22 protein-coding genes and 2 tRNA genes are annotated in these 22,145 nt (G+C 66.3%); 7 read left to right on the top strand and 17 right to left on the bottom strand.

What is annotated here, in order from left to right; translation table 11 throughout:
* Positions 1–11: 11 nt before the first annotated feature.
* The 14 genes from HUJ28_05760 to HUJ28_05695 form a co-directional block, all read right to left on the bottom strand.
* Positions 12–3,566, bottom strand: a complete 3,555-nt coding sequence (locus tag HUJ28_05760; protein MBD3618958.1) for a pilus assembly protein — start codon at positions 3,564–3,566, stop codon at positions 12–14.
* Between the two features lie 29 nt (positions 3,567–3,595).
* A complete protein-coding gene (locus HUJ28_05755; protein ID MBD3618957.1) occupies positions 3,596–4,090 on the bottom strand; it encodes a hypothetical protein in 495 nt (164 codons plus the stop codon).
* A 26-nt stretch (positions 4,091–4,116) separates the two neighbouring features.
* Entirely contained in the window at positions 4,117–5,235 is a 1,119-nt protein-coding gene (locus HUJ28_05750) for a PilW family protein (GenBank protein MBD3618956.1), read from the bottom strand.
* Between the two features lie 2 nt (positions 5,236–5,237).
* On the bottom strand, positions 5,238–5,735 hold the full coding sequence (gene pilV, locus HUJ28_05745) for a type IV pilus modification protein PilV (GenBank protein ID MBD3618955.1): 498 nt from the start codon (positions 5,733–5,735) through the stop codon (positions 5,238–5,240).
* 13 nt (positions 5,736–5,748) lie between these two features.
* A complete protein-coding gene (locus tag HUJ28_05740) occupies positions 5,749–6,219 on the bottom strand; it encodes a type II transport protein (GenBank protein ID MBD3618954.1) in 471 nt (156 codons plus the stop codon).
* Between the two features lie 96 nt (positions 6,220–6,315).
* On the bottom strand, positions 6,316–6,861 hold the full coding sequence (locus tag HUJ28_05735; GenBank protein MBD3618953.1) for a GspH/FimT family pseudopilin: 546 nt from the start codon (positions 6,859–6,861) through the stop codon (positions 6,316–6,318).
* A 57-nt stretch (positions 6,862–6,918) separates the two neighbouring features.
* Positions 6,919–6,994: transfer RNA gene (locus HUJ28_05730), tRNA-Thr, on the bottom strand.
* Between the two features lie 86 nt (positions 6,995–7,080).
* Complete coding sequence (locus tag HUJ28_05725; GenBank protein ID MBD3618952.1) at positions 7,081–7,515, bottom strand: transcriptional repressor; 435 nt, start codon at positions 7,513–7,515, stop codon at positions 7,081–7,083.
* Positions 7,516–7,583: 68 nt separating this feature from the next.
* Complete coding sequence (gene thiO / locus HUJ28_05720; GenBank protein MBD3618951.1) at positions 7,584–8,678, bottom strand: glycine oxidase ThiO; 1,095 nt, start codon at positions 8,676–8,678, stop codon at positions 7,584–7,586.
* Positions 8,679–8,707: 29 nt separating this feature from the next.
* Positions 8,708–8,781: transfer RNA gene (locus HUJ28_05715), tRNA-Gly, on the bottom strand.
* A gap of 60 nt (positions 8,782–8,841) precedes the next feature.
* Positions 8,842–9,603 carry a metal ABC transporter permease gene (locus tag HUJ28_05710; GenBank protein ID MBD3618950.1) on the bottom strand — a complete coding sequence of 254 codons (762 nt, stop codon included), beginning with the start codon at positions 9,601–9,603 and terminating at the stop codon, positions 8,842–8,844.
* Positions 9,600–10,499 carry a zinc ABC transporter substrate-binding protein gene (locus tag HUJ28_05705; GenBank protein MBD3618949.1) on the bottom strand — a complete coding sequence of 300 codons (900 nt, stop codon included), beginning with the start codon at positions 10,497–10,499 and terminating at the stop codon, positions 9,600–9,602. The genes HUJ28_05710 and HUJ28_05705 overlap by 4 nt, the downstream gene beginning before the upstream one ends.
* Positions 10,500–10,508: 9 nt before the next feature.
* Entirely contained in the window at positions 10,509–11,861 is a 1,353-nt protein-coding gene (locus HUJ28_05700; GenBank protein MBD3618948.1) for a hypothetical protein, read from the bottom strand.
* Between the two features lie 85 nt (positions 11,862–11,946).
* Entirely contained in the window at positions 11,947–12,231 is a 285-nt protein-coding gene (locus HUJ28_05695; GenBank protein MBD3618947.1) for a hypothetical protein, read from the bottom strand.
* A gap of 127 nt (positions 12,232–12,358) precedes the next feature.
* On the opposite strand from HUJ28_05695, the gene thiS reads away from it, so the two are divergent.
* Genes thiS through trmB form a run of 3 tightly spaced genes read left to right on the top strand, consistent with a single transcriptional unit; the run spans position 12,359 to position 14,125 of the window.
* Positions 12,359–12,559 (top strand): sulfur carrier protein ThiS, encoded by a 201-nt coding sequence (gene thiS / locus HUJ28_05690; GenBank protein ID MBD3618946.1) that lies wholly within the window; start codon positions 12,359–12,361, stop codon positions 12,557–12,559.
* A 43-nt stretch (positions 12,560–12,602) separates the two neighbouring features.
* Positions 12,603–13,415 carry a thiazole synthase gene (locus HUJ28_05685; GenBank protein MBD3618945.1) on the top strand — a complete coding sequence of 271 codons (813 nt, stop codon included), beginning with the start codon at positions 12,603–12,605 and terminating at the stop codon, positions 13,413–13,415.
* Positions 13,416–13,435: 20 nt separating this feature from the next.
* Complete coding sequence (gene trmB, locus HUJ28_05680) at positions 13,436–14,125, top strand: tRNA (guanosine(46)-N7)-methyltransferase TrmB (GenBank protein ID MBD3618944.1); 690 nt, start codon at positions 13,436–13,438, stop codon at positions 14,123–14,125.
* 106 nt (positions 14,126–14,231) lie between these two features.
* Here the strand turns inward: trmB and nhaD are convergent, their stop codons facing one another.
* The gene (nhaD, locus tag HUJ28_05675) at positions 14,232–15,689 is read right to left on the bottom strand and encodes a sodium:proton antiporter NhaD (GenBank protein ID MBD3618943.1); all 1,458 of its coding nucleotides are present in this window, start codon (positions 15,687–15,689) and stop codon (positions 14,232–14,234) included.
* Between the two features lie 230 nt (positions 15,690–15,919).
* Here nhaD and HUJ28_05670 point away from each other — a divergent pair, with 230 nt between their 5' ends.
* The gene (locus HUJ28_05670; GenBank protein ID MBD3618942.1) at positions 15,920–17,779 is read left to right on the top strand and encodes an SLC13 family permease; all 1,860 of its coding nucleotides are present in this window, start codon (positions 15,920–15,922) and stop codon (positions 17,777–17,779) included.
* Between the two features lie 104 nt (positions 17,780–17,883).
* Positions 17,884–18,771 (top strand): phosphoribulokinase, encoded by an 888-nt coding sequence (locus HUJ28_05665; GenBank protein MBD3618941.1) that lies wholly within the window; start codon positions 17,884–17,886, stop codon positions 18,769–18,771.
* Between the two features lie 89 nt (positions 18,772–18,860).
* Here the strand turns inward: HUJ28_05665 and HUJ28_05660 are convergent, their stop codons facing one another.
* Together HUJ28_05660 and HUJ28_05655 are read right to left on the bottom strand one after the other, a co-directional pair.
* Positions 18,861–19,865, bottom strand: coding sequence for an MBL fold metallo-hydrolase (locus tag HUJ28_05660; GenBank protein ID MBD3618940.1), 1,005 nt, complete (start codon positions 19,863–19,865; stop codon positions 18,861–18,863).
* Between the two features lie 226 nt (positions 19,866–20,091).
* On the bottom strand, positions 20,092–20,394 hold the full coding sequence (locus HUJ28_05655) for a DUF3817 domain-containing protein (GenBank protein ID MBD3618939.1): 303 nt from the start codon (positions 20,392–20,394) through the stop codon (positions 20,092–20,094).
* 187 nt (positions 20,395–20,581) lie between these two features.
* On the opposite strand from HUJ28_05655, the gene HUJ28_05650 reads away from it, so the two are divergent.
* Both HUJ28_05650 and HUJ28_05645 read left to right on the top strand, forming a co-directional pair.
* Positions 20,582–21,034, top strand: a complete 453-nt coding sequence (locus HUJ28_05650) for a hypothetical protein (protein ID MBD3618938.1) — start codon at positions 20,582–20,584, stop codon at positions 21,032–21,034.
* Complete coding sequence (locus tag HUJ28_05645) at positions 21,031–22,128, top strand: FIST C-terminal domain-containing protein (protein MBD3618937.1); 1,098 nt, start codon at positions 21,031–21,033, stop codon at positions 22,126–22,128. The genes HUJ28_05650 and HUJ28_05645 overlap by 4 nt, the downstream gene beginning before the upstream one ends.
* Positions 22,129–22,145 lie beyond the last annotated feature (17 nt).

Raw genomic sequence — 22,145 nt, 5'->3', positions numbered from 1 at the left:
TCTCCCTGCACTTACTGCAGCTGACGCCAGGACTGGCGGCCGTATGCCGAGCCACCACCGGCCTCATCCGTGACCACGATATTCCCGTCCGAGGTACTGGTGTACTTGTATTCGACTTCACCGGCCGAGATGATGCCGGGCGTCTTGCCGATACCGTCCATGCCACGACCCGATACCGGCACCTTGCTGCCGTCCGGCAGGGTGACGAAGTCGTTGTCATCGATGATGCCATCACCGTTGGCGTCAAACACCGAGTAGCTAAGGCGTCCACCGGTCACCGCATCGAGCTCCATCAGCCAGCTGTTGCCACCGAAGTCGCACTCATCCTGTGACGGGATCACCGTGTTGAAGATGATGCGTCCGTTACGCAGCACCGCCTGGCTGATGACCCGCTCGCCCTCGATCCCGTTCACGGGCGAGACAAGGTCGATGAACCAGCCGGACTTGGACGCATAGTCCACCGGGTTGTTCGAGATCGCGCGGATATCGAACTGGGTATTCGCCGCAGCGGCCGTCGCCTCCAGCAGGATGGTCTGCTCCTGCAGGTTGTTGCGGCTGGACACGCGCGATCCGTTGTCGCGAATCCCGTAGAAGGCATCGACCTCGGTCGAGGCATCGACGACGTTGTCACCGTCCTCGAAGTACTTGCCGGTACCGAAGTACACCATCACGCCGCCATCGGGATGACGGCCAACCGTCGGGCGTACCGTGATGGGTCGCGGCTGTGTGCAGTTCGCATCGGCACAGGCCTGATACAGGGGCTTGGGCGTATTGCCCTGCTTGTAGGCGATACCCCAGCTGTTGCTGTTGGTCGCCGTCAGATCGAACTTCCACATGTTGCCCTGCAGATCCCCGGCATAGACGTAGTCCGTTACCCGGTCGCCATCCATGTCCACCGGCACGGGCGTGCCCAGACCATTCGGCACCGTGACGTCACCCACCCCGGTATCGATGGTCTTGATCAGGGAACCGTCTGCCAGGTCGACGATGAAGAGCTGCGCCTTCAGGCTCAGGCTGTCGTAGCCGTTGCCGAAGATCGCCACCCAGCTCTCATCCGCCAGCCTCGCGATCGTCGGCTGCCCGATCGTGTAACCGAGCTCCGCGTTGGTGAACTCCCACATCACATCCGTTTCATCGAACGAATCGGGGTTGGTCACATCCAGCGCGAACACGGAGCGGCCGCCGGCACCGGTGGAGCCGAGCAGCACCGTCTTCCAGGTGCTGTTCAGGTAGGCATCCCCGGCCCGCGGAGCCCCATCCACGAAATAGCGGTGGTTATAGTCCGGATCGGTCAGTTGGTTCAGTGCCGGAATCACTTCGTTCGGCACGAAGGCGAACTTCTCGACACCCGTTTCGGCATCGAAGGCATGCAGCATGCCGTCATTCGCCCCGACGTAGAGCATCTTGGTCCGGTTCAGGTACGCACTGCTCGCACGGAATGTCGAGTAGTTCAATCCCTCGTCACCACCGTCACCGTCAAGGATGCGATAACCGTAATCATCGGTACCGACATAGGCCGGATCGGAGTTGACGATGTCGCCGAGCACGCGATCGCGGTTACGGAAGGTCCCGCCATTATTGCCCTCGACCGACTGATCGCCGCGGATGAAGGCCACGCGGTCTGCACCGAGACTGTCTACCGCGCCGGTCATGTCCTGGTTCAATGCAGCCTGCTGGGCCGCATTCAGGCTGCCCCAGAGGAACTCCACGCCATCACCGATCGCATCGTCCCAGGTAAAGATATCCCGGCTGCCGTGTGCAGGGATCAGGCTGGCGGCGTCCCAGATGATATCGCCCACCTGCCCGTTGGGCAGGATATCGTAGGCCAGCAGCTGCCCCGTCCAGTCCTCGCTGTCGAAACGCGCCTGGTAGATCAGCGTATTGGTATCGAGTCGCGTGGAGTTCGTCGCCACTGCCGATGCGGAAGCGATACGCCCCAGGATGGTGTTCAATGAATTGGTCAGCGATTCGGCGAACTTCTCCGGATCCTGGGCGCTGTAGTAACCGCCCCGACCATTGATGGCCGCGTGCCAGAGATCGTCCACCCGGCGTTCGTCCTTGTTGTTCCCGGAGGCATCCGGCCACTGGATGCTGCCGTCGATCAGCCCCTGCAGGTCGGTTTCCGGATCCAGCGTGCCCGACACACCCAGGCCGATGGTGAAGGTGGTCATGTGCTGCCAGAAGGCCTCGTCTGCCGGGCTCGGGGGCACCTTGTTCGGCAGATCGGTTCTCAGATCGCGACTCCAGTAATACATCGCGACGTCTGCCAGGGTCTCGTCATAACTGTCCTCGAACGGCGGCTCCGGTGTATAGGTGTAGGTGCCACCACTCGGGTTGCTGATGGTCGGACCCGTCGTGCCATCGACGTTCCCCGAGACGGTACTCAATGTGGTCTCGTCCCAGTAGCCATCGGTCATGACCACCGTGTAACTGCCACGACAGGCGGAATGGGGGCTGTCACCGCCTGCCTCACCCGGCGTATTGCTCCAGGGTCCACGGTCATCGGTGCTGCGGTAATAGTTGCCAACTGCTTCCAGGGCGCGTGGCAGCGGCGTGCCGGCCGCCGGGATATCCACACCGTAGAGCTCATCGAAGAAGGCGTCCACGTTGGCGTCCTTGAATTCCCTCACACCACGGACGATCGAGCGCGTATAGATGCCATCGATGGTCTCGAAGCCCTTGTTGAGCGTGGCAAACCCGATACGCACCGTGCTGTTGCGCTGCTGGGCAAAGGCGAAGCCGGCACCGGCCCGCGCCAGCAGGGCACGTGAGCGGTAATAGGTGTACCAGTTGGCGAAGTTCTGGATTTCCTCCTCGAAGGTACAGGCGCTGGGATTGGCGCAATCCTCACGCGCCGGGCCACCGGGGTAGGTCGCTGTCTTGTTATTGATGACCGTCTCGGTGTAGTTCGCCGTATTCCAGCGGGCCGCGTCGTAATGACCCGCCGCGGCCGGCCCGGTATAGGTGTAGTAGACGGCCGGCCAGAACGTCTCCGTCCGCGTATTCAGGTTGCGCCCGATCCCCACACCCGGGTTCAGCCAGTTGAAACTGGTCCAGCGGACGTAGGCGCTGTTACTCACAGGATTGGGGACAGTGCTCGCATCCCCATCGGCATCGACATCGGTGAACTGCCGACAGCCGGCACCGGTGTTGTATGGATTGTGCGGCGCACAACTCGTGCTCGCATTATCGAACTGCGTACCGTCCGGCTTCGACCACGGGCGATACCGGACCTGGGGGTTGTAGTAGATCGAGTTGTTCGCCGACGAGCGCATGAAGCGGTTGAGCTCGTCATTGCTGTCAAATGTCGGCACCTGGTTGGTGTAGTCGCCGGCGCCATAAACACTGTCGGCACGCGGGTACATGTATCTTTCAATAGTAATCGCATCCGGCATGGCTTCGAACTGCATGGAACCGGAGTCATCCAGCAGGAACATGATGTTCGCCGGTGAGTTGATACTGAGAAACAGCGGCTTCTGGGCGACCGTTCCCGACCAGGCATGGCCACTGAACAGTGCAGCGACGCTGATGGCGAAGGCAAAACCGGTTTTGATGAACTTGCGCATGACTTGATCCCTCATCACACCCGTGCGGCCTAGCGCCGGTAGGTGGACTGCACCATGACCGTTGTCGCGGTCGTCTGCCCGAATCCCCGGGCGGTTACACGATAGAACTGGATGTCACCCAGCGGCTCGTCGGCCGCCAGACTGCCCTGCGGGTCCTGCCTGGGCGGCATTTCCTCGACGATGTACTGGGGCTGCTGTGTGACCTCGGGCAGCGTGCCCGGTCGCGTGATCCAGCCGGTTGTCGGGTCCTGCCAGATATACCGGAAGTTGCTCGTCGCACCTTCATTCGGCTGATAGAGCCCGTTGACCGAGCCATCGAACGGGCCGATGACCGCCTGCTCCAGATAGGCCTCGCCGGTACGCAGGGCCGCCTCGGCACTCTGGAAGGCCCGGTTCACGTCCAGCGTGTTACCCACCATGCGTTCCTGCAGATTCGATGTCTGCGTGGCGGTGACACCGATCAGCGTGAGGATCAGCAGAAAGACCAGCGCGACGACCAGTGTTGCGCCACGCTGAGCTTCCACTCCTGAGATCTTTGCTTTGAGAGCCATCATGACGCCCTGTTTCGCAGAGTGATGGTGGTGGTGAACACCTGACGCAACCGGCGATCATCGACCGGGTCGACGTCCACGCCACCGACATCGAAGGTATTGGTCTCGGGTTCCGGAAGGGAGTTCTCGGGGCTGCGCACCAGCAACGAAATGCGTGCGCTGACGACCTGACCCCAGTCGGCCACGTTGTCCGCTTCACGGTACGCATCCGCCGTGCGGTCGCCATTCGTGTCCTCGCCGTAGAGCACCTGCATGTTCTCCACGCCTTCCACCAGCTCGTCGCTCACCAGCTGCACCCCGCCGCCGGCGTTGCGCAGCGAGCGCTGGAACAGGGCTGGCCGGCCGCTGGCACCCTGCCCGACATAGAAGACGCGCATCTCCGACTTCATGATCTCGCCGCCTTCGGTGTACTCCTGGTCACTGCCCCACACCGAATTGCTGTTGCCGGGCGTCATGTTCGCCTGACCATGCACCGTATTGGTACCAAAGCCCGTCGACTGCACATTTGTCGCCTGGAAGACGGATGCCTTCTGGCAGTCGGTGACCATCAGAATGTCACCAATCTGCAGATCATTGGGATTTGAGACAAAGATCTGTGCGCTGTCGTTGAACGGATCGACCAACGCCACGGATGATGGCGCCGCGTTGCGCACGACGATGACATCCGTACCGGGGAGCACCCGGCCGACCAGGTCGGCATCCAGCGCGGATGACCAGCCGGCCGCGTTACCCGAAGGCGCCGGGTTTTCCGCCGTGATCGTGTAGGCGTCTCCGGGCGACGTGCCATTGGCCTCGAATCCCTCGATGCCGACCGAGAAGTTGTTGGCAAACGTGGCGGCATTGTTGAGGTTGTTGTGCATCGTGATCAGGCCAGCGTTGGACAGGCAGCCCATATAGCCCGCCATACGCACATGGCGCGCCAGGTAGTCGACCGCGAACCGGCCGTTCTCCTGCAGCCGCGAGAGGCCGTCCTGTACCTCGTAGGTACGCTTGGAGCTGATGAAGAGCTGGGTGACCCCGGCCAGCAGGATCAGGCTCAGCGTCACGGCCACCAGGATCTCGACGATGGTGAGGCCGCGCTGGTGGCCTGCCACCCTGACTTCATTGCGTGCAAGCATGCTCATAATCCCGTCACCAGCATGAACTGGGTGGTTTCCTCGGCGGCACGGGCGTCATCGCTGTCCGCGCCGCGACTGTCGTCCCACTGCACCACGATGACGAAGACATCGCCCGAACCATCGCAGCTGCCCAACCCCGTCGGTGCATTGTTACTGGTGCGACAGACCGCGCCATCTCCGCTGGGCAGCAGGGCGTTCAGCGCATTGAGCCATTCCGTCAGGTCCTGCGAGGCGATCGATCCCGCTCCCGGAGGGCCATCACCCAGGCCCAGTTCGTAGCCACCGGAGAGTGCGGCAGAGCGATTGGCACGAATGCGATCCGACATGTCGTAGGCGAGGTTGATGGCCTGGGTGCGCATGTAGGCGCTGTGGTTGAACTTGAGCGAGCTCGCCTGCAGGCTCGCCAGTCCCAGCAGACCGATTGCCAGCACGACCAGCGCCACCAGCACCTCGATGAGGTTGAAACCGGCCTGGCGGCCCGGATGATTGCTGTATTGCATCATGACCGCCCTCCTAGCAGTTCACGCGCGTCACCGAGGGACGCCCGACGAAGTTGATCTCGATATCCCGCGCCGAATCCCCGGTACAGTTGGGGATGCGCAGCTCGAAGGTCGGCACGGGGTCGCCTGCGTTGGCGAGGAAGATGTAGCCGTTCGCCAGATAGCGCACCTCGGTATGTCCGTTCACGCTGGTCAACGTGGTGCCGCCCTCCAGCGCCTCGAACACGCGCAGTAATTCACTGGCGTCTTCACTGCCATTGCCGTTGTCATCGACCCAGAGGCGCCAGCCGCCGCCCCAGGCCGTGTTGCCGCTTGCAGACGACACGTACACGTCACGCCCCCGCTTCACGGCCTCACTGCGCGCGAGGTTGATCGCCGTTATGAAGCCATTGGCCTGGGTGGCAATCCGGTTGTTCTGCACCATGGTGCGAAACGACGGGACCGCAACGGCCGCGACCACGGCGATCAGGATCACCGTAATCATCAGTTCGATAATCGTAAAACCGGATTGTCTGTTCATGCCGGCTACTATAGATGTCAAACCCTGACAAAGAAGTAAAAAACTGACGAACGCGAGATTTTAGGCTCCAGACGGCATGTCCGGGCAGTGCACCCGACTGGCGCGCACCCGGCCGACCCTGTTCAGTGTGATGGCACGGCCCTCGCCCACCTCGCCGCACAGCGTGAGCGTTCCCGCCTGGAAGGCGCCGGCCAGGGTGCGCGAGTAGCCCCGTCTGTCGAATGAGACATAGTCGGCAACCATGCGGTTGCCGGTGATGGACGGCCCGGACGGGTCATCGAAACGCCGTATCGACAGCACCCGTTCGCCCGCATCGACGAGACCGTTGCGCTCCCGGTCCTCGAATACCAGCCAGCCCGGGGTATATCCCGCATTGCTGCCACAGTTCATGCCATCGGCGGAGGCACAGAGCATCACGTCCACGCCCCGCTGGATCGCGGTCGTCCGGGCCAGGTGCAGTGCGGTCACCAGCTCGTTGGTGCGCACCGTCAGGCGCTGCTGTTGCAGAAGATGGGAGAGAGAGGGGATGGCCCAGGCCGCCAGTACGGCAACCAGCACCATGGAGACAACCAGCTCGATCAGCGTCAAACCATCCTGGTTCCGCATGCGCACCTCCCTGTGAGCAATCGGACGAAAAACCAACCAGGGCGAGCTTAGCAGAAATGGTGCCGTTGAGAGGAGTCGAACCTCCGACCTACTGATTACGAATCAGTTGCTCTACCAACTGAGCTACAACGGCACGGGATACCGGGAATGGCCGCCACAACGGGCGTTTGCCCGCTCTGGCAGGGGGCTAAGGATAGAAGAAGCGGGGGGAAAGCTCAATCAGGAATCGCGGCCGCGTACGCGGATGATGACCTCGACGCCATCGATTTCGGTGCCCTCGGGCAGGCTGGGCAGGTGGCCGATGCTGACCTGGTCGGCCGCCACGTCCTCGAGCCGGCCGCTGTCCACGTGGAAGAAGTGGTGATGCGGCTCGAGGTTGGTGTCGTAGAACAGACGGCTGGGATCGACCACCACTTCGCGGATCAGGCCCTTGTCGGCAAACAGCCCCAGGGTGTTGTAGACGGTGGCCTTGGAGACGTTGCTGTCCACGTCGACCAGACGCGCGAGCACCTGCTCGGCCGAGACGTGCTGGGCGCAGCTGAAAAGGATCTGCCCGATCTCCACGCGCTGCTGCGTGGGCGTCACGTCGTGCTCGCGCAGGAGGGCGATCACCTCTGCGCGCGACCTGGCCGGGCTGTGAAACGGTACTGTCATGGATAGGTAGTATACGCGCTTTTTAGATCGAGTCTATTTTTTGCCGCTAGCCCCTGTTAACCATGGCTTTAATGGGGTGAAGCGGGCGCGTAGGGCTGCGGATCGAGCACGGGGCTGCGACCGAGCAGGAGATCGGCCGCCAGCCAGGCCGAGGCAAGCCCCAGCACCACGCCGTTGCGGTAGTGCCCGGCGTTGACGTAGAGCCCCTCGACCTCCGGATGCGCGCCGATGTAGGGGATGCCCTGCGGCGAGCCGGGCCGCAGGCCGGCCCAGTGCTTCACCACCGGGTAGCCGGCCAGCGCGGGCACGCGCTCGATGGCCGCGGCGTGCAGCTCCTCCATGGCCGCCTGGGTGGTGCCCTTGTCGAAGCCCACGTGTTCCAGGGTGCTGCCGCAGAGGATATGGCCGTCACGGCGCGGGATGAGGTAGCGGTCGTCGGCCAGCACGATGCGGCCGAGCACACCGGGCCGCGCGCCGAACAGGATCATCTGTCCGCGCACGGGCTCGACCGCGATGGCGAGCCCGGCCCCGGCCAGCAGCCCGGCGCTCCAGGCGCCGCTGGCCACCAGCACGCGCTCGGCGCGGATCTCGCCCACCGGCGTCGCCACGCCACGCACGCGACCCTGCTCGATCAGCAGGCGCTCGACCGGCGTCTGCTCGCGGCAGTCGATGCCCCGGCTGGCCAGGCTGCCGCGCAGGGCCTTCACCAGTCGCGGATTGCGAATCTGGGCGACCGCCGGCATCCACAGCCCTTCGTGCCGGCCGTCGGCCAGGGCGGGCTCGATCTCCGCCACGGCCGACGGCGCCACCCGTTCCAGCGCCAGCCCGTGGCGCTTCGCCCAGGCCAGCGCCGTCTCGGCCTCGCCCGCCTCGTCCAGCATCAGCAGGCCGCTTTGCGTCCACTCGGGGTCGACGCCGCCGGATTCCGCGGCCAGGGCCTCGGCCAGGGCGGCATAGTGCTGCTGGCCGTAGGTGGCCAGGGCAGTGACGGGGTCGGGGTAGCGCCAGGGATAGAGGGGCGAGAGGATGCCGCCGCCGGCCCAGGAGGCCTCGTGGCCGGGCACGGACTGGTCGAGCACCAGGACATCGGCGCCGGCGTCGTGCAGGTAACGCGCCGTCAGCATGCCGAGCAAGCCGCCGCCGACGATCAGGCAATCCGTCATGGGGCGTTTCCGATAGGGTAACGATGAAGTGGAGCGGGTGAAGGGAATCGAACCCTCGTATGCAGCTTGGGAAGCTGCCGTTCTACCATTGAACTACACCCGCCGCGGTGCGGCTCATTCTATGCGCGGCCCTGCCGCCGGACAAGTGGCGGACCGCCCGCGGTCACGACTGACCGCGCGTCGCCCGCCCACGCAGCGCCAGCCCCGTGACCAGGGCGGCCGCCGCCAGTGTCCAGACGATCGCCGGCCCCGCCGGCAGATCGGCCAGGGCCGCGATGACCAGACCCGCGATCCATGCCGCCACGCCCAGCGCGGCGGCCAGCCAGGCGCCGCCCCGGCCATGCACGGCCAGCGCCGGGATGATGAGGCTCGCGAACACCAGGTAGACCCCCACCAGCTGTACCGAGGCGGTGATCGCCAGGGCGAACAGCACGTAGAAGCGCGGACCACGGCGCCAGCCCGGCCGGCCGAACCACAGGGCCAGCAGCAGCGCGTACAGCACGGCGACCGGGCCGAGTCGCGACCAGTCCACCCACAGCACCTGCCCCGCCAGCAGGTCACCGACCATGCCGGCGGCATGGGGGTCTTGCGCCACCACCAGCAGGGCGGCGCTGGCCGCCAGCACGAAGGCCGTGCCGATGAAGGCCTCCTGCACGTTCGCCAGCCGCCGCTCGAAGGCCGAGAGCAGCAACGCGCCCAGCACCGCGGCGCCAAAGGCCATGGCCTGCACGGCAAGGCCCCCGCCCCAGCCCAGCACGTGACCGAGCACCACACCCAGGCCCGCGATCTGGGCCACGGCCAGGTCCATGAAGATGATGCCGCGCGCCAGCACCTCGCGCCCCAGCGGGACGTGGGTGGCGAGCACCAGCAGGCCGGCCGCGAAGGCCGGCAGCAGGATGCTCGCATCCAGCCCCTCGAGGCTCATGGCGCAACCCCCTCCAGGGCAGTGATGATGCGCTCGAACAGGGCCTGGAGATCACTCGCCTCGCCGCCCACCGTGTGCGGCAGCGCCAGCACCGGCACACCGGTACGCGCGGCCAGCCAGTCGGCGGGCCTGGAATCCTGGTAAACGGTGCGCAGGATGGCCGCCGGCGGCTGCCCGGCCAGCCCGGCCTCCAGGCGCGCCAGGTGTCCGCTGCTCGGCGGCACCCCGGGCAGCGGCTCGAGCTTGCCGACGATCTCCAGTTCCAGCCAGGCGGCCAGATACAGCCAGTCCTCGTGGTGGGCAACCACGCGCAGGCCGTGCAGCCGTGCGGCGCGCGCCTCCCAGCCGGCCAGGGCCTCGGCCCAGCGGCCCTCGAAGCCGGCCAGCCGCTCCCGGTACTGCGCCGCCCCGTCCGGGTCGAGCGCGGCCAGGCGTTCGGCCAGCACCGGGGCCAGACGGGCGATATGGCGTGGATCGAGCTGCAGATGCGGATTGCCCTCGGCATGGATATGCCCCTGCCCGCGATCGACCTGGTCCGGCGTCCCCAGCAGGGGCACGTGCTCGGCGGTCAGCAGGTGACCGGGCCGGCCCGGCTGTACGGCCGGGTTGTTGGCCCGGCGCAGCAGCATGGGCAGCCAGCCCTCCTCCAGGCCGGCGCCGGTGCAGACCAGCAGGTCCGCCCGCCGCAGCTGACTGATGAGGCTGGGCCGGGCCTGGATGTAATGCACATCCTGTTCGGCGTGGGTGGCGCTGGTGACCACCACCCGCTCGCCGCCGAGCTCGGTGGCGAGCGCCGCCCATTCGGGCTCGCAGGCGAAGACCCGCAACCCGGCCGCCTGGGCCGGGTGCAGGGCCGCCAGGGCGCCGATGAGCAGCCATGGCATGAGTGTCTTCATCGCCCCTCCTCAGAACGCGTGGGCGCCGTGGGCGCCCAGGCTCATCACGTACTGCAGGACCCAGACGTTGTTCACCCTGTCACCCAGCGTCTCGTCGCGATTGTACTGCAGGCGGATGCGGCTGAACTCGCTGGGCGAGTAGTCCACCATGGCGCCCCAGCGCTGGGGGTCGTCGCCGTCCTGCAGGCCGGACTCCTCCAGCACCTCGTCCGGCGTCAGGCCGGCGGTGAGGCCCAGCACCGTCAGGTCGTTGGCCGTCGACAGGCGCTCGTAGCGCAGCCCGGCGCGCCAGCGCGGATTGAAGCCGTACACGCCCTCCACGTACCAGCCGCGCTGGGTGCCGTCGTAGGCCAGATCGGCGCTCTCGCCGCCCTCGGCGAATTCCACCGCACCCTGCTCGTCGCGGTGGAAGTACTCGCCCTGCAGGGTGAAGCTGCGCCGACGGTAGTCACCGTCCGGCGCCCATTTCCAGACGAGATCGGCGATCAGCAGGTCGGAATCGCCGGTGAACTCGACGTCCGGCCCCACGGCGCCGCCATGGGCGTGACCACCGCCCTCGCGGCCGGCCGGACTGGCCCACAGGGCCGACAGCCCCGCCCGCCAGGCATGACTCCGGCCGACGTCGCCGCCGATGCGGGCGAAGGCCGTGGCCACGTCACCGAAGTCGGGGTCGGTCCCGCCGGGGAAGCTGCCGCCCTGGTAGAACTCCGTGCCCAGCTCCAGGTAGAGGTCGGTGGGCGCCACCCAGCTCGCGCGGATGCCGTCGTCGCCGAACTGCCCGCCGAGGAAGGCGATATAGGGCAGGGGCGCGTCGTGAAAATTCCAGGCATGCGGGTGATGCTGGTTGAGGTAGCCGATGCCCGAATAGAAACGGCCGAAACGCAGCCCGGTGCCGCCCGGCAGGCCGAGGGTGTCGAAGAAGGCCTCCTCGATGTCGAGTTCCGTCCCCTCCTCGCCGTCGTGCAGGCCCAGGGTAAGCTGGCCGGAGAACCGCTGGTCGACATTGGCCGAGAGGATGAGCTCGCTCTCGTTCAGGCTCAGGCCCTCGGGCGCGTAGTCGGTCTCCCCGCCCAGCTGGAAGCCGGCCAGCTCGCGTTCCGGCGCGTCGTCGTAGCTTGCGTAAGAGCCCATGACGATGGCCGAGATGGCCGGGTTGAAGGCATTGCTGCCAGGCGAGCGGGTGTTGCCACCCATGGCCGGCAACGCCCGCTCGGCCTCCAGGGCACGCAGCCGTGCCTCGTAATCGGCCTTCATGGCCTCCATCTCGGCCTTCAGGGCGGCCGTATCGGACTCCGCCGCCAGGGCGGTGGAAAGACTCATCACGCCGCCCAGACAGGCGGCGGCAAACAGGACAGGTTTCATACTCAATCCCCAGAAAAATCCACGGTATGGTGCACTCCCGACCAATGGAGTCGGAGTGCGTGTTCAGACAGGCTGGAACAGCAGGTCAGACCGGGGGTGCGCGGGGCGCGTAGGGATGATGGTGCGACGGGAACAGGCCATCGGCGAGGAGAACGACCGGCGCCTCGAAACGGGCATCCGGGAGGACCAGGCCGGGCGGGCTGGACGTCGGTGCGCCACCGAAGTGGGCGAGCAGGCTGGCGTCACAGGACGCGCCGTGGGCATGGGCATCGGCATCCAGGGCATGCGCGAACAGGCCCGCCTGCGCGCTGACGAACAGCAGCAGGACGAGCAGCGGCCAGCGCCAGTGTCGGATGCGGCGTGTGAACACGGGTGTCTCTCCGGACGAAGGCTCCCATCATACCCATTCGCGCGCCGGATGCACGCAATCCGATGCCTGGTTTCGTGTAAAATGCGGGCTTCGTCAATCACCCATACACCGTGCACGACCCGACACCATGCAGATCCTGCTCAACGGCGAACCCCGCGAGATCCCGGACGCGCTCACCGCGGCCGGCCTGATCACGCTCCTCGAGCTCACCGGCAAGCGCCTGGCCATGGAGGTCAACGAGGAGATCCTGCCGCGCAGCCGCTTCGAGAGCCACGTGCTCGCCGCCGGCGACAAGGTCGAGATCGTGCATGCCATCGGTGGCGGCTGAGGCCGCCATCCCGTAGCCACAGGCCCGCATCCACAGGTGACCCATGTCCAGCGTACCCGATACCGCAGCCTCCACCACCCATGACCCGCTCGTCATCGCCGGGGTCGAGTACCGCTCGCGCCTGCTGGTGGGCACCGGCAAGTACAAGGACATGGACGAGACCCGACACGCCATCGAGGCGAGCGGCGCCGAGATCATCACGGTGGCGATCCGCCGCACCAACATCGGCCAGAACCCGGACGAGCCCAACCTGCTCGACGTACTGCCGCCGGACCGGTACACCTACCTGCCGAATACCGCCGGCTGCTACTCGGCGAAGGACGCGGTGCGTACCTGCCAGCTCGCGCGCGAGCTGCTGGACGGCCACGACCTAGTGAAGCTCGAGGTGCTGGGCGACGAGAAGACCCTCTACCCGCACATCACCGAGACCCTGAAGGCGGCCGAGACACTGGTGAAGGATGGCTTCAGGATCATGGTCTACACCAACGACGACCCGATCATGGCCAGGGAACTCGAGCAGATCGGCTGCGTGGCGGTGATGCCGCTGGCCGGCCCCATCGGCTCGGGGCTCGGCATCCAGAACCGCTACAACGTGCTGGAGATCGTCGCCAATGCCTCGGTGCCGATCCTGGTGGACGCCGGCGTGGGCACCGCCTCGGACGCGGCCATCGCCATGGAGATGGGCTGCGACGGCGTGCTCATGAACACGGCGATCGCCGCCGCGCAGAACCCGGTGCTCATGGCCTCGGCCATGAAGAAGGGCATCGAGGCCGGCCGCGAGGCCTTCCTCGCCGGGCGCATGCCGCGCAAGCGCTACGCCTCGGCCTCCTCGCCCATCGACGGCACCTTCTTCTGAGCCGCCCTCCGAGCCGCGCGGTGACCGACGAGACCCCGAGAAGACGCCTCATTCGCAGCTTCGTGCGCCGCGAGGGCCGGCTCACGCCCGGACAGCAGCGCGCGCTGGACACCCTGTGGCCGCGCTTCGGTCTGGACCTGCCGGCGCAGTCCGCTGACCTGAAGGCCCTGCTGGCCGGCGAGCGCCCCGTGACGCTGGAGATCGGCTTCGGCAACGGCGCCTCGCTGGCGCAGATGGCGGCGGCCGACCCGGGGCAGCTCTTCATCGGCATCGAGGTCCACCGCCCGGGCGTCGGCCACCTGCTGCAGCTGGTGGAAAAGGGCGGGCTCGAGAACGTCCGCGTGATCTGCGACGACGCCGTCGAGGTACTGAAGGCCCACATCCCGGACGGGAGCCTCGACCGCCTGCTGCTGTTCTTCGCCGACCCCTGGCCGAAGAAGCGGCACCACAAGCGTCGTATCGTGCAGCCAAACTTCGTTGAACTGGTGGCGAAAAAGCTCAAACCCGGTGGCATCTTCCACGCGGCCACCGACTGGGAGGACTACGCCGAGCACATGCGCGAGGTGCTGGAGGCCGCCCCGGACTTCGAGAACGTGATGGGCCCCGGACAGTACAGCGAGCGCCCGGACTACCGCCCGGTCACCAAGTTCGAGCAACGCGGCCAGCGCCTGGGCCACGGCGTCCGGGACCTGCTCTACCGGCGGCGCTGACGCCTGCCGGACGACTGACACGACGACGCCCGCATGCAGCGGGCGTCGTCGTCTCGGGCGCGGCCGCCCCCTTGCCAGGTCAGGCAGGCGGCTGCATCAGGCGACCCTACATCAAATCGGCATTCACCAGGAAGTGCACCCAGATGCTGGCCGCGTAGCCCAGGGCGATGGCCCAGGTCCACTTCAGATGAGAGAAGAAGGTATAGACGCCGCGCGCCTGACCCATCAGAGCCACCCCGGCGGCGGAGCCCACCGACAGCAGCGAGCCGCCGACCCCGGCGGTGAGCGTCACCAGCAGCCACTGCCCGTCGCTCATGTCCGGCGTCATGCTCAGCACCGCGAACATCACCGGGATGTTGTCCACCACCGCCGAGAGCAGGCCGACCAGCACGTTGGCGTTGGTCGCGCCCAGCCCGTGATACATCCACTCCGAGACCAGGGCGAGGTAGCCCAGGGTGCTCAGGCCGCCCACGCAGAGGATCACGCCGTAGAAGAACATCAGCGTGTCCCACTCCGCGCGCTTCATGGAGATGAAGATGTCGAAGGGTTTCTGGCGCGGCTTGTAGTGGCGGGACAGCTCGGATGCATTGCTCTCGAAGCCCACCTCGTCCGGCCCGGACAGCGTGTCGGCCTCCCGGCCGGCCCGCAGCTCGTGGCGGCGCAGGAAGTAGCCGTACACCTTGAGCACCCCCAGCCCCATCATCATGCCGAGCATCGGCGGCAGGTGCAGCTGGTTGTGGAAGCTCACCGCCGTGGCGATGGTGGCGATGAACAGGAAGATGGTGACGAAGCCGCCCTTCTTCACCCGTACCGCCTCCTTCAGCGGCGCTGGCCGCCCCTTCTCCACCGCCAGCGACATGAACAGCGCGGGCACGAACCAGTTCACCAGGGCCGGCAGGAACAGGTGGAAGAAATCGGCAAAGGGCAGGATGCCCCGCTGCCAGACCATCAGGGTGGTGATGTCGCCAAAGGGGCTGAAGGCGCCGCCGGCATTGGCGCCCACCACGATGTTGATGCAGGCCAGCGCCACGAACTTCGGCCGATCGCCCCCCACGGCCATGACCACCGCACCCATCACCAGCGCGGTGGTGAGGTTGTCGGCCACCGGCGAGATACAGAAGGCCAGCAGCCCCGTGATCCAGAACAGGGCGCGCAGGGACAGGCCGCGCGTCACCAGCCAGGCGCGCAGGGCATCGAATACGCCGCGCTCCTCCAGGGTGTTGATGAAGGTCATCGCCGCCAGCAGGAACAGCAGCAGCTCCACGTACTCGAGCAGGTTGTGCTCCAGCGCGCCCTGCATGGCCGCCTGGGCCTCGCTGCCCTGGTAGGCCAGCCCCACCAGCAGCCAGATCAGACCGGCGGCCACCAGCACGGGCTTGGACTTGCGCAGGTGGATGAGGTCTTCGGCGATGACCAGGAGGTAGGCGATGACGAAGATGCCGACGGCCAGGTACCCGTAGGTGCTGGCGGTGAAGTCGAGCAGGGCGCCACCGCCCTCCGCGGCCAGCGCGGCGGGGGCGGCAAGCAGCAACAGCAGCGGCAGGCAGCGCAACAGACGTGACATGGGACGATCCTTTGGCGTTTTTATTCTGGGGCAGGCCGGGCGGCACCCGGCGCGGCGCATGCTACCACAGCCGGGGCGAAACACCGCCGTCGGCGATTCGCCGTCAGGCAGCCTCAACTGCCCGCCCGCAAAGGGGCAAACGGCGGCCAACTTGGAAAAACCCAGCCCCGGTGGGATAATGCGCGTCATTTTTCGCCTGCACATAAGATAACGACTCGGGGAAGCACGGCATGACTGAAGCATTGACGCTGACGCCGCAGATGATGGTGGTCCTGGGGCTTTTGGGCTTCACCATCTTCCTGTTCGTCTCGGAGATCGTCCCGGTGGACGTGGCCGCCATCATCGTCATGGTGCTGCTCGGGCTGGTTACCCTGATCCCCGGCATGGAGAACGTGGCCGACACCGCCCACCTCTTCGACGGCTTCGCCTCCAACGCGGTGATCTCGATCATCGCCGTCATGATCATCGGCGCCGGCCTGGACAAGACCGGCATCATGAGCAAGGTGGCGAGCTTCATCCTGCGCCGCGGCGGCACCACCGAGGCCCGCATCATCCCCATGATCTCGGGCACCGTGGGCATCATCTCCAGCTTCATGCAGAACGTGGGCGCGGCCGCCCTGTTCCTGCCGGTGGTCTCGCGCATCTCGGCACGCACCGGCCTGCCCATGTCCCGCCTGCTCATGCCCATGGGCTTCACCGCCATCCTCGGCGGCACCATGACCATGGTCGGTTCCAGCCCGCTGATCCTGCTCAACGACCTGCTGCCCGAGGGCATGGAACAGTTCGGCCTGTTCGACGTGTCGGCCATCGGCCTCGCCCTGGTCGCCACCGGCATCCTCTACTTCGTGCTGGCCGGGCGCTACGTGCTGCCGGCCACCAAGTCCGAGGGCGTCCAGGGCGAGAACACCATGGACTATCTCAAGCGCGTCTATGGCCTCGAATACAACCTCACCGAGATGGTGGTGCCCAAGGACAGCCCCCTGGTCGGCAAGCAGGTGCAGGAAGTCGAACGCGCCCACCGTGTGCGCCTGATCGGCCTGCTGCGCGGCAGTGACATGCGCGTGGCACCCCACCGCGAGGTCGTCATCGAGCCCGGCTCAGTGCTCGGCGTCCTGGCCCGCGCGGAAGGCTGCTCGGAATTCGCCGCCAACAACGGCCTGCAGACGCGCCGCGAGCTCGAGGCCTTCTCCGAGACCCTCATCCCCACCAAGGCAGGGATCTGCGAGGTGGTCATCCCGCCGCGCTCCGACCTGGTCGGCAAGAGCCTCAGCGAGGTCTGGATGCGCAAGACCTATGGTCTGTCGGTGCTGGCCATCCACCGTGGCGAGAAGACCCTCACCCAGAACCTGCGTGACGAGATCCTGCATGCCGGCGACACCCTGGTCTGCCACGCCTACTGGAATGCCCTGGCGCGCCTGGAGAAGGACCGCAACTTCGTGGTCGTCACCCAGAACTATCCGCACGAGGAGCTGCGCCCGCAGAAGGTGGGCTATGCCGCCGCCTTCTTCGCCATCGCCGTCGCCCTGATCCTGGCCGACCAGTTCGTGCCGGGGATCGACATCCGCCTGTCGCTGTCGCTGCTGGTCGGTGCCGTGGGCATGATCATCACCGGCGTGCTCAGCATCGAGGAGGCCTACAAGGCCGTATCCTGGAAGACCGTGTTCCTGCTCGCCTCGCTGATCCCGCTGGGCGCCGCCGTGCAGGACACCGGCACCGCCGCCTGGATCGCGCAGGAGACGCTCGCGCTGCTCGGCGACGTCTCGCCCTGGGTGCTGCAGGCCGCGATCGCCATCCTGGCCACCTTCTTCACGCTGGTGATGTCCAACGTGGGCGCCACCGTGCTGCTGGTGCCGCTGGCGGTGTCCATCGCCATGGCGGCCCAGGCCAGCGGCATCGACGCCGATCCGCGCGTGTTCGCGCTGACCGTGGCCATCGCCACCTCCAACTCCTTCCTCATCCCGACCCACCAGGTGAACGCCCTGATCATGGGTCCGGGTGGCTATCGCGTGAAGGACTACATGAAGGCCGGCGGCATCATGACCGTGCTGTTCCTCGTGGTCAGCCTCATCATGCTGAACGTGGTCTTCTAGCAAACAGACAACAGGGCCCGGCACGAACCGCCGGGCCGGCGGCCGCCACGGCGGTCCGCACCGGATTCAACGACTCAATGCAAGCTTCAAGGGAGTAGACATCCATGTCGAAAAAGCACCCGATTGTTGCCGTGACCGGTTCCTCCGGCGCCGGCACCACCACCGTCAAGCGCGCCTTCGAACACATCTTCGAACGCGAGAGCATCAAGCCGCTGATCATCGAGGGCGACAGCTATCACCGCTACAACCGCGTCGAGATGAAGGCGCAGATGAAGAAGGAAGAAGAGGCCGGCAACCGTCACTTCTCACACTTCGGCGAGAACGCCAACCTGTTCGACAAGCTGGAAGAGACCTTCCGCACCTACGCCGAGTCCGGCAAGTGCCAGCGCCGTTACTACCTGCACAGCGACGAAGAGGCCGCCGAGCACAACGCGCGCCTGGGCACCAGCCTCAACCCGGGCGAGTTCACCCCCTGGGAAGATATCAGCGAAAAGACGGACCTGCTCTTCTATGAAGGCCTGCACGGCCTGGTGAAGACCGACAAGACCGACGTCGCGCAGCACGTCGACCTGGGCGTGGGCGTGGTGCCCATCGTCAACCTGGAGTGGATCCAGAAGATCTTCCGCGACAACGCCGAGCGCGGCTACGACGCGGAGGTCATCGTCGACACCATCCTGCGTCGCATGCCCGACTACGTGAACTGCATCACCCCGCAGTTCGGGCTCACCGACATCAACTTCCAGCGCGTGGCCACGGTGGACACCTCCAACCCGTTCATCGCCCGCGACATCCCCACCCCGGACGAGAGCTTCGTCATCGTCCGCTTCCAGGACCCGGCCAAGTTCGGCGTGGACTTCCCCTACCTGCTGAACATGATCCCGAATTCCTTCATGTCGCGCCGCAACACCATCGTGGTGCCGGGCAGCAAGATGGGCTACACCATGGAACTGGTGCTGGCACCGATCATCGGCGAGATGATCAGCAAGCGGTAAGCCGTTAGGGGTGAGGCGTGGAGCGACAGGTGAAAACCTTCCGCCTCACGCCTCACGCCTCACTCCTCTCTCCTCTCTCCTCCCGGCCCTCAAAAAAGCGCCATCTCCATCTCGAGATAGACGAAGCTCGCGTTGCGCCGGTGGTTTTCCTCGTACAGGCGGCTGCCTTCCCATTCCGGGAAGTGCGAGCGGTTCACCGCCTCGCTCAGGCTCAGCCCGTTCTCGATCGCCGCGGCCATCTCATCGCGCAGGCGCTGCACGTAGGCGCGGGTGTCGGTGACCATGGGGAACGGCGCGGTCTGTGCACTGCCGTGGCCGGGGACCATGAGCTGCGCATCCGCGAAGGTCTCCAGCAGCCAGTCCTGCCCCTCGATGATCTGCCGGCTGTCGCCGTCACCCATGAAGGTGGTGCGCTGGTTGAAGGCGAGATCCGAGATCCAGACGATGTCCGCATCGACCTGATGCACGACCAGGTCACCATGGGAATGGTGTTTGCCGGCATTGTAGAGATCGAAGCGCCGGCCACCCAGCTCGATGCGATGCGGCTCGCCCAGCCGTGGCCGGTCGACCAGCACGTCGGGACGCACGGCCTCGAAGCCCGCCATGTCCTCGCCGATCAGGTCGCGGCGGTAATCGGCCGATTCGGCCAGGGTCTCGGAGCCGAGATAATCGAGCACACCGGGATGCCCCACGATGGTGACGCCACCGAGTTCGCGAAACGCCACCGCCCCATAGGCATGATCCGGATGGCTGTGGGTGAGGATCAGGTAGCGCACCGGCCGGTCGGTCACCTGGCGGATGGTGGCGATCATGCGTCGCGCGAGCCGCGGCGTGCCCAGGCTGTCTATCACCAACACGCCCCCGGGGGTCACCACGAAACCGGCGTTGCCGTTGAAACCCCGGTTGTGTTCGTCCACCTGGGCGATGTTGCCGTAGAAGAAGTAGGTATCCGGGGCGAGCCGGTAGTAGGGCAGCGGCGCATCGTCCGGGGCATCGGCGCCCACCACGATGTTGGGCAGCGTCTGCGTGTCGATCGCGCTGGGCGGAAGGACGTTGTCCGGATGTTGCCCGGCGTATTCGGGATTCTGCAGCACGCCGGGCTGCGCACCGGCTGCTGTCGCCAGCAGCAGAAGGCATGCGAGAAAAACGTGCCGGGTTGCCGTGGATGTGAACATGGTGCCTCCTCGGGCCCGGGTCACGATGGCAGCGCCCATGACCTGGGCCGTCGCCCGCGCGCCGGCTGGCGCACGAACGCCTGATGGATTCGGGTAACCGGAGAGTCTAGTTCACGTGCCGCGCACTGCAGGCGGCGTGTGGGATTCAGGCCGCCTCGGCTGCAAGCTCCGAACGCATGGCACGCCGCAGGCGATAATCCACCACCAGGAAGCCGAAGGGAATCACGCCGAGCAGGAAGATCAGCAGCCAGTAGCCGATGGACCAGCCCTGCAGGTGGCTGACGCCCAGCGCCATGCCGGCATAGAGCAGGAACAGGATGCCGTGGGTCATGCCGACATAGAACACGGGCTCGGGCATGCCGGCGTAGTACTTGAGCGGCATGGCGACGAACAGCAGGGCCAGCAGTGAGCAGCCCTCGATCAGGCTGACGAGGCGAAACAGTTTCATGGCAGGCGTCCGATGGCGATGGTGTCGTGATGCCAGCCTACCGGAATCCGCCTGCCCGGGCGAGCTGGCTTCGGCCTGACCGGCCGAGCACGCCCGACGAGCGGCGCGTCATCCCCCTGCGGGGCGTCGGGTAGTGACGCGCGCGGCAGATGTTATGCTTGATACATTTCCACACGACGTCTCGATCATGCCGCTGTTTCGCCGCAAGCCGGACCCCGCCACCCAGCTCGACGCCTTTTTTGCCCGTTTCGCCGGCAGGCACCTGGTCGTGCACCGTGGCTTTCCGGACAGCTGGCTGGAAGAACTCATGAAGCAGGCCGGCGGCGCCGGCTATTTCCGCCTCGACCTGCGCCAGGTGGATCGCCGCAGGCCCGCCCCCGTCGAATGGGTGGCGCAGACCTTCCTGGAACCGCTGGAGCTGCCCCTGCCGCTGTTCGTCCTCGTACGCGAGGACGAGCTGCTGGTACGTCACCTCACGCGCGGCGGCCAGGCCGTGCACCCCAGCGAGATCCTGTGGTTCCTGGACGAGATCGGGACACGCCACCACGCGCGGCTGGCACGCCGGGCACCGGGGGTGCTGGAGACCACGCGCGGCATCCCCGTCGAGGACAACGAACCCGAAGCCATGCTCAATCTATGACCACCACCTTCACGCTCGCCCATACCACCGGCACCGACGCCGGTCCGCTGGCCCGCCAGCTGCTGGACCAGCTCGGCGACCTGCCCGAGGAGGCCAATGTCGGCTTCATCTATGCCACCGATGCCCTGGCCCGCGAGCTGCCCGCCCTGCTGCGGCTGCTGAAGGACGGCACGGGCATCGACACCTGGGTCGGCACGGTGGGCATCGCCATCAGCGTGACGGCGCATGAATACTACGACCAGCCGGCCGTGGCGGTCCTGGCGGGTCGGCTGCCGGCGGACAGCTTCCACCTGATCGGCCCGGCCACCGAACACACCCCGGAGCTGCCGGCCGACACCGCCTTCGCCCTGGTCCACGGCGACCCGGCCAATCCCGCCACCCCGGCCCTGGTCGAGGGCCTGGGCCGTCATCCCGGCGCCTTCGTCAACGGCGGCATCACCTCCTCGCAGAGCGACAACCTGCAGGTGGCCGGCGAGATCTGCCAGGGCGGCATCTCCGGCATCGCCCTTACCCCGGCGGTGTCGGTCATCACCAGTCACACCCAGGGCTGCACGCCCATCGGCCCGCGGCACCGCATCACCGACTGCCAGCGCAACATCCTCGCCGGACTGGACCAGCGCCCCGCGCTCGACGTGTTCGTCGACGACATCGGCGAGGTGCTGGCCAAGGACCTCAACCGGGTGGGCGGCTACATCTTCGCGGCCTTCCCCATCGCCGGCTCCGACACCGGCGACTACCTGGTGCGCAACCTCATCGGCATCGACACCGGCCAGAAGCTCATCGCCATCGGCGACTACCCGGAAGAAGACGCGCAGATCATGTTCTGCCGGCGCGACGGCAACACCGCGCGCACGGACATGCGCCGCATGCTCGAGGACCTCAAGACCCGCGCCGCCGGCCGCGAGATCGCCGGTGGCATCTATGTCTCCTGCCTCGGCCGCGGCCGCCACCAGTTCGGCGATGACTCCGAGGAACTGCGCCTGATCAGCGACGTGCTGGGCGAGTTCCCGCTGGTCGGCTTCTTCGCCAACGGCGAGATCTTCAACAGCCGCCTCTATGGCTACACCGGCGTCCTGACGCTGTTCCTGCGCTAGCCGTAACAGATCCCGCC

The sequence above is a fragment of the Chromatiales bacterium genome, assembly GCA_014762505.1.
Lineage (GTDB): Bacteria > Pseudomonadota > Gammaproteobacteria > SpSt-1174 > SpSt-1174 > SpSt-1174.
The sequence above is the reverse complement of the archived record's forward strand: the minus strand, read 5'-3'. Positions and strand labels throughout refer to the sequence as shown.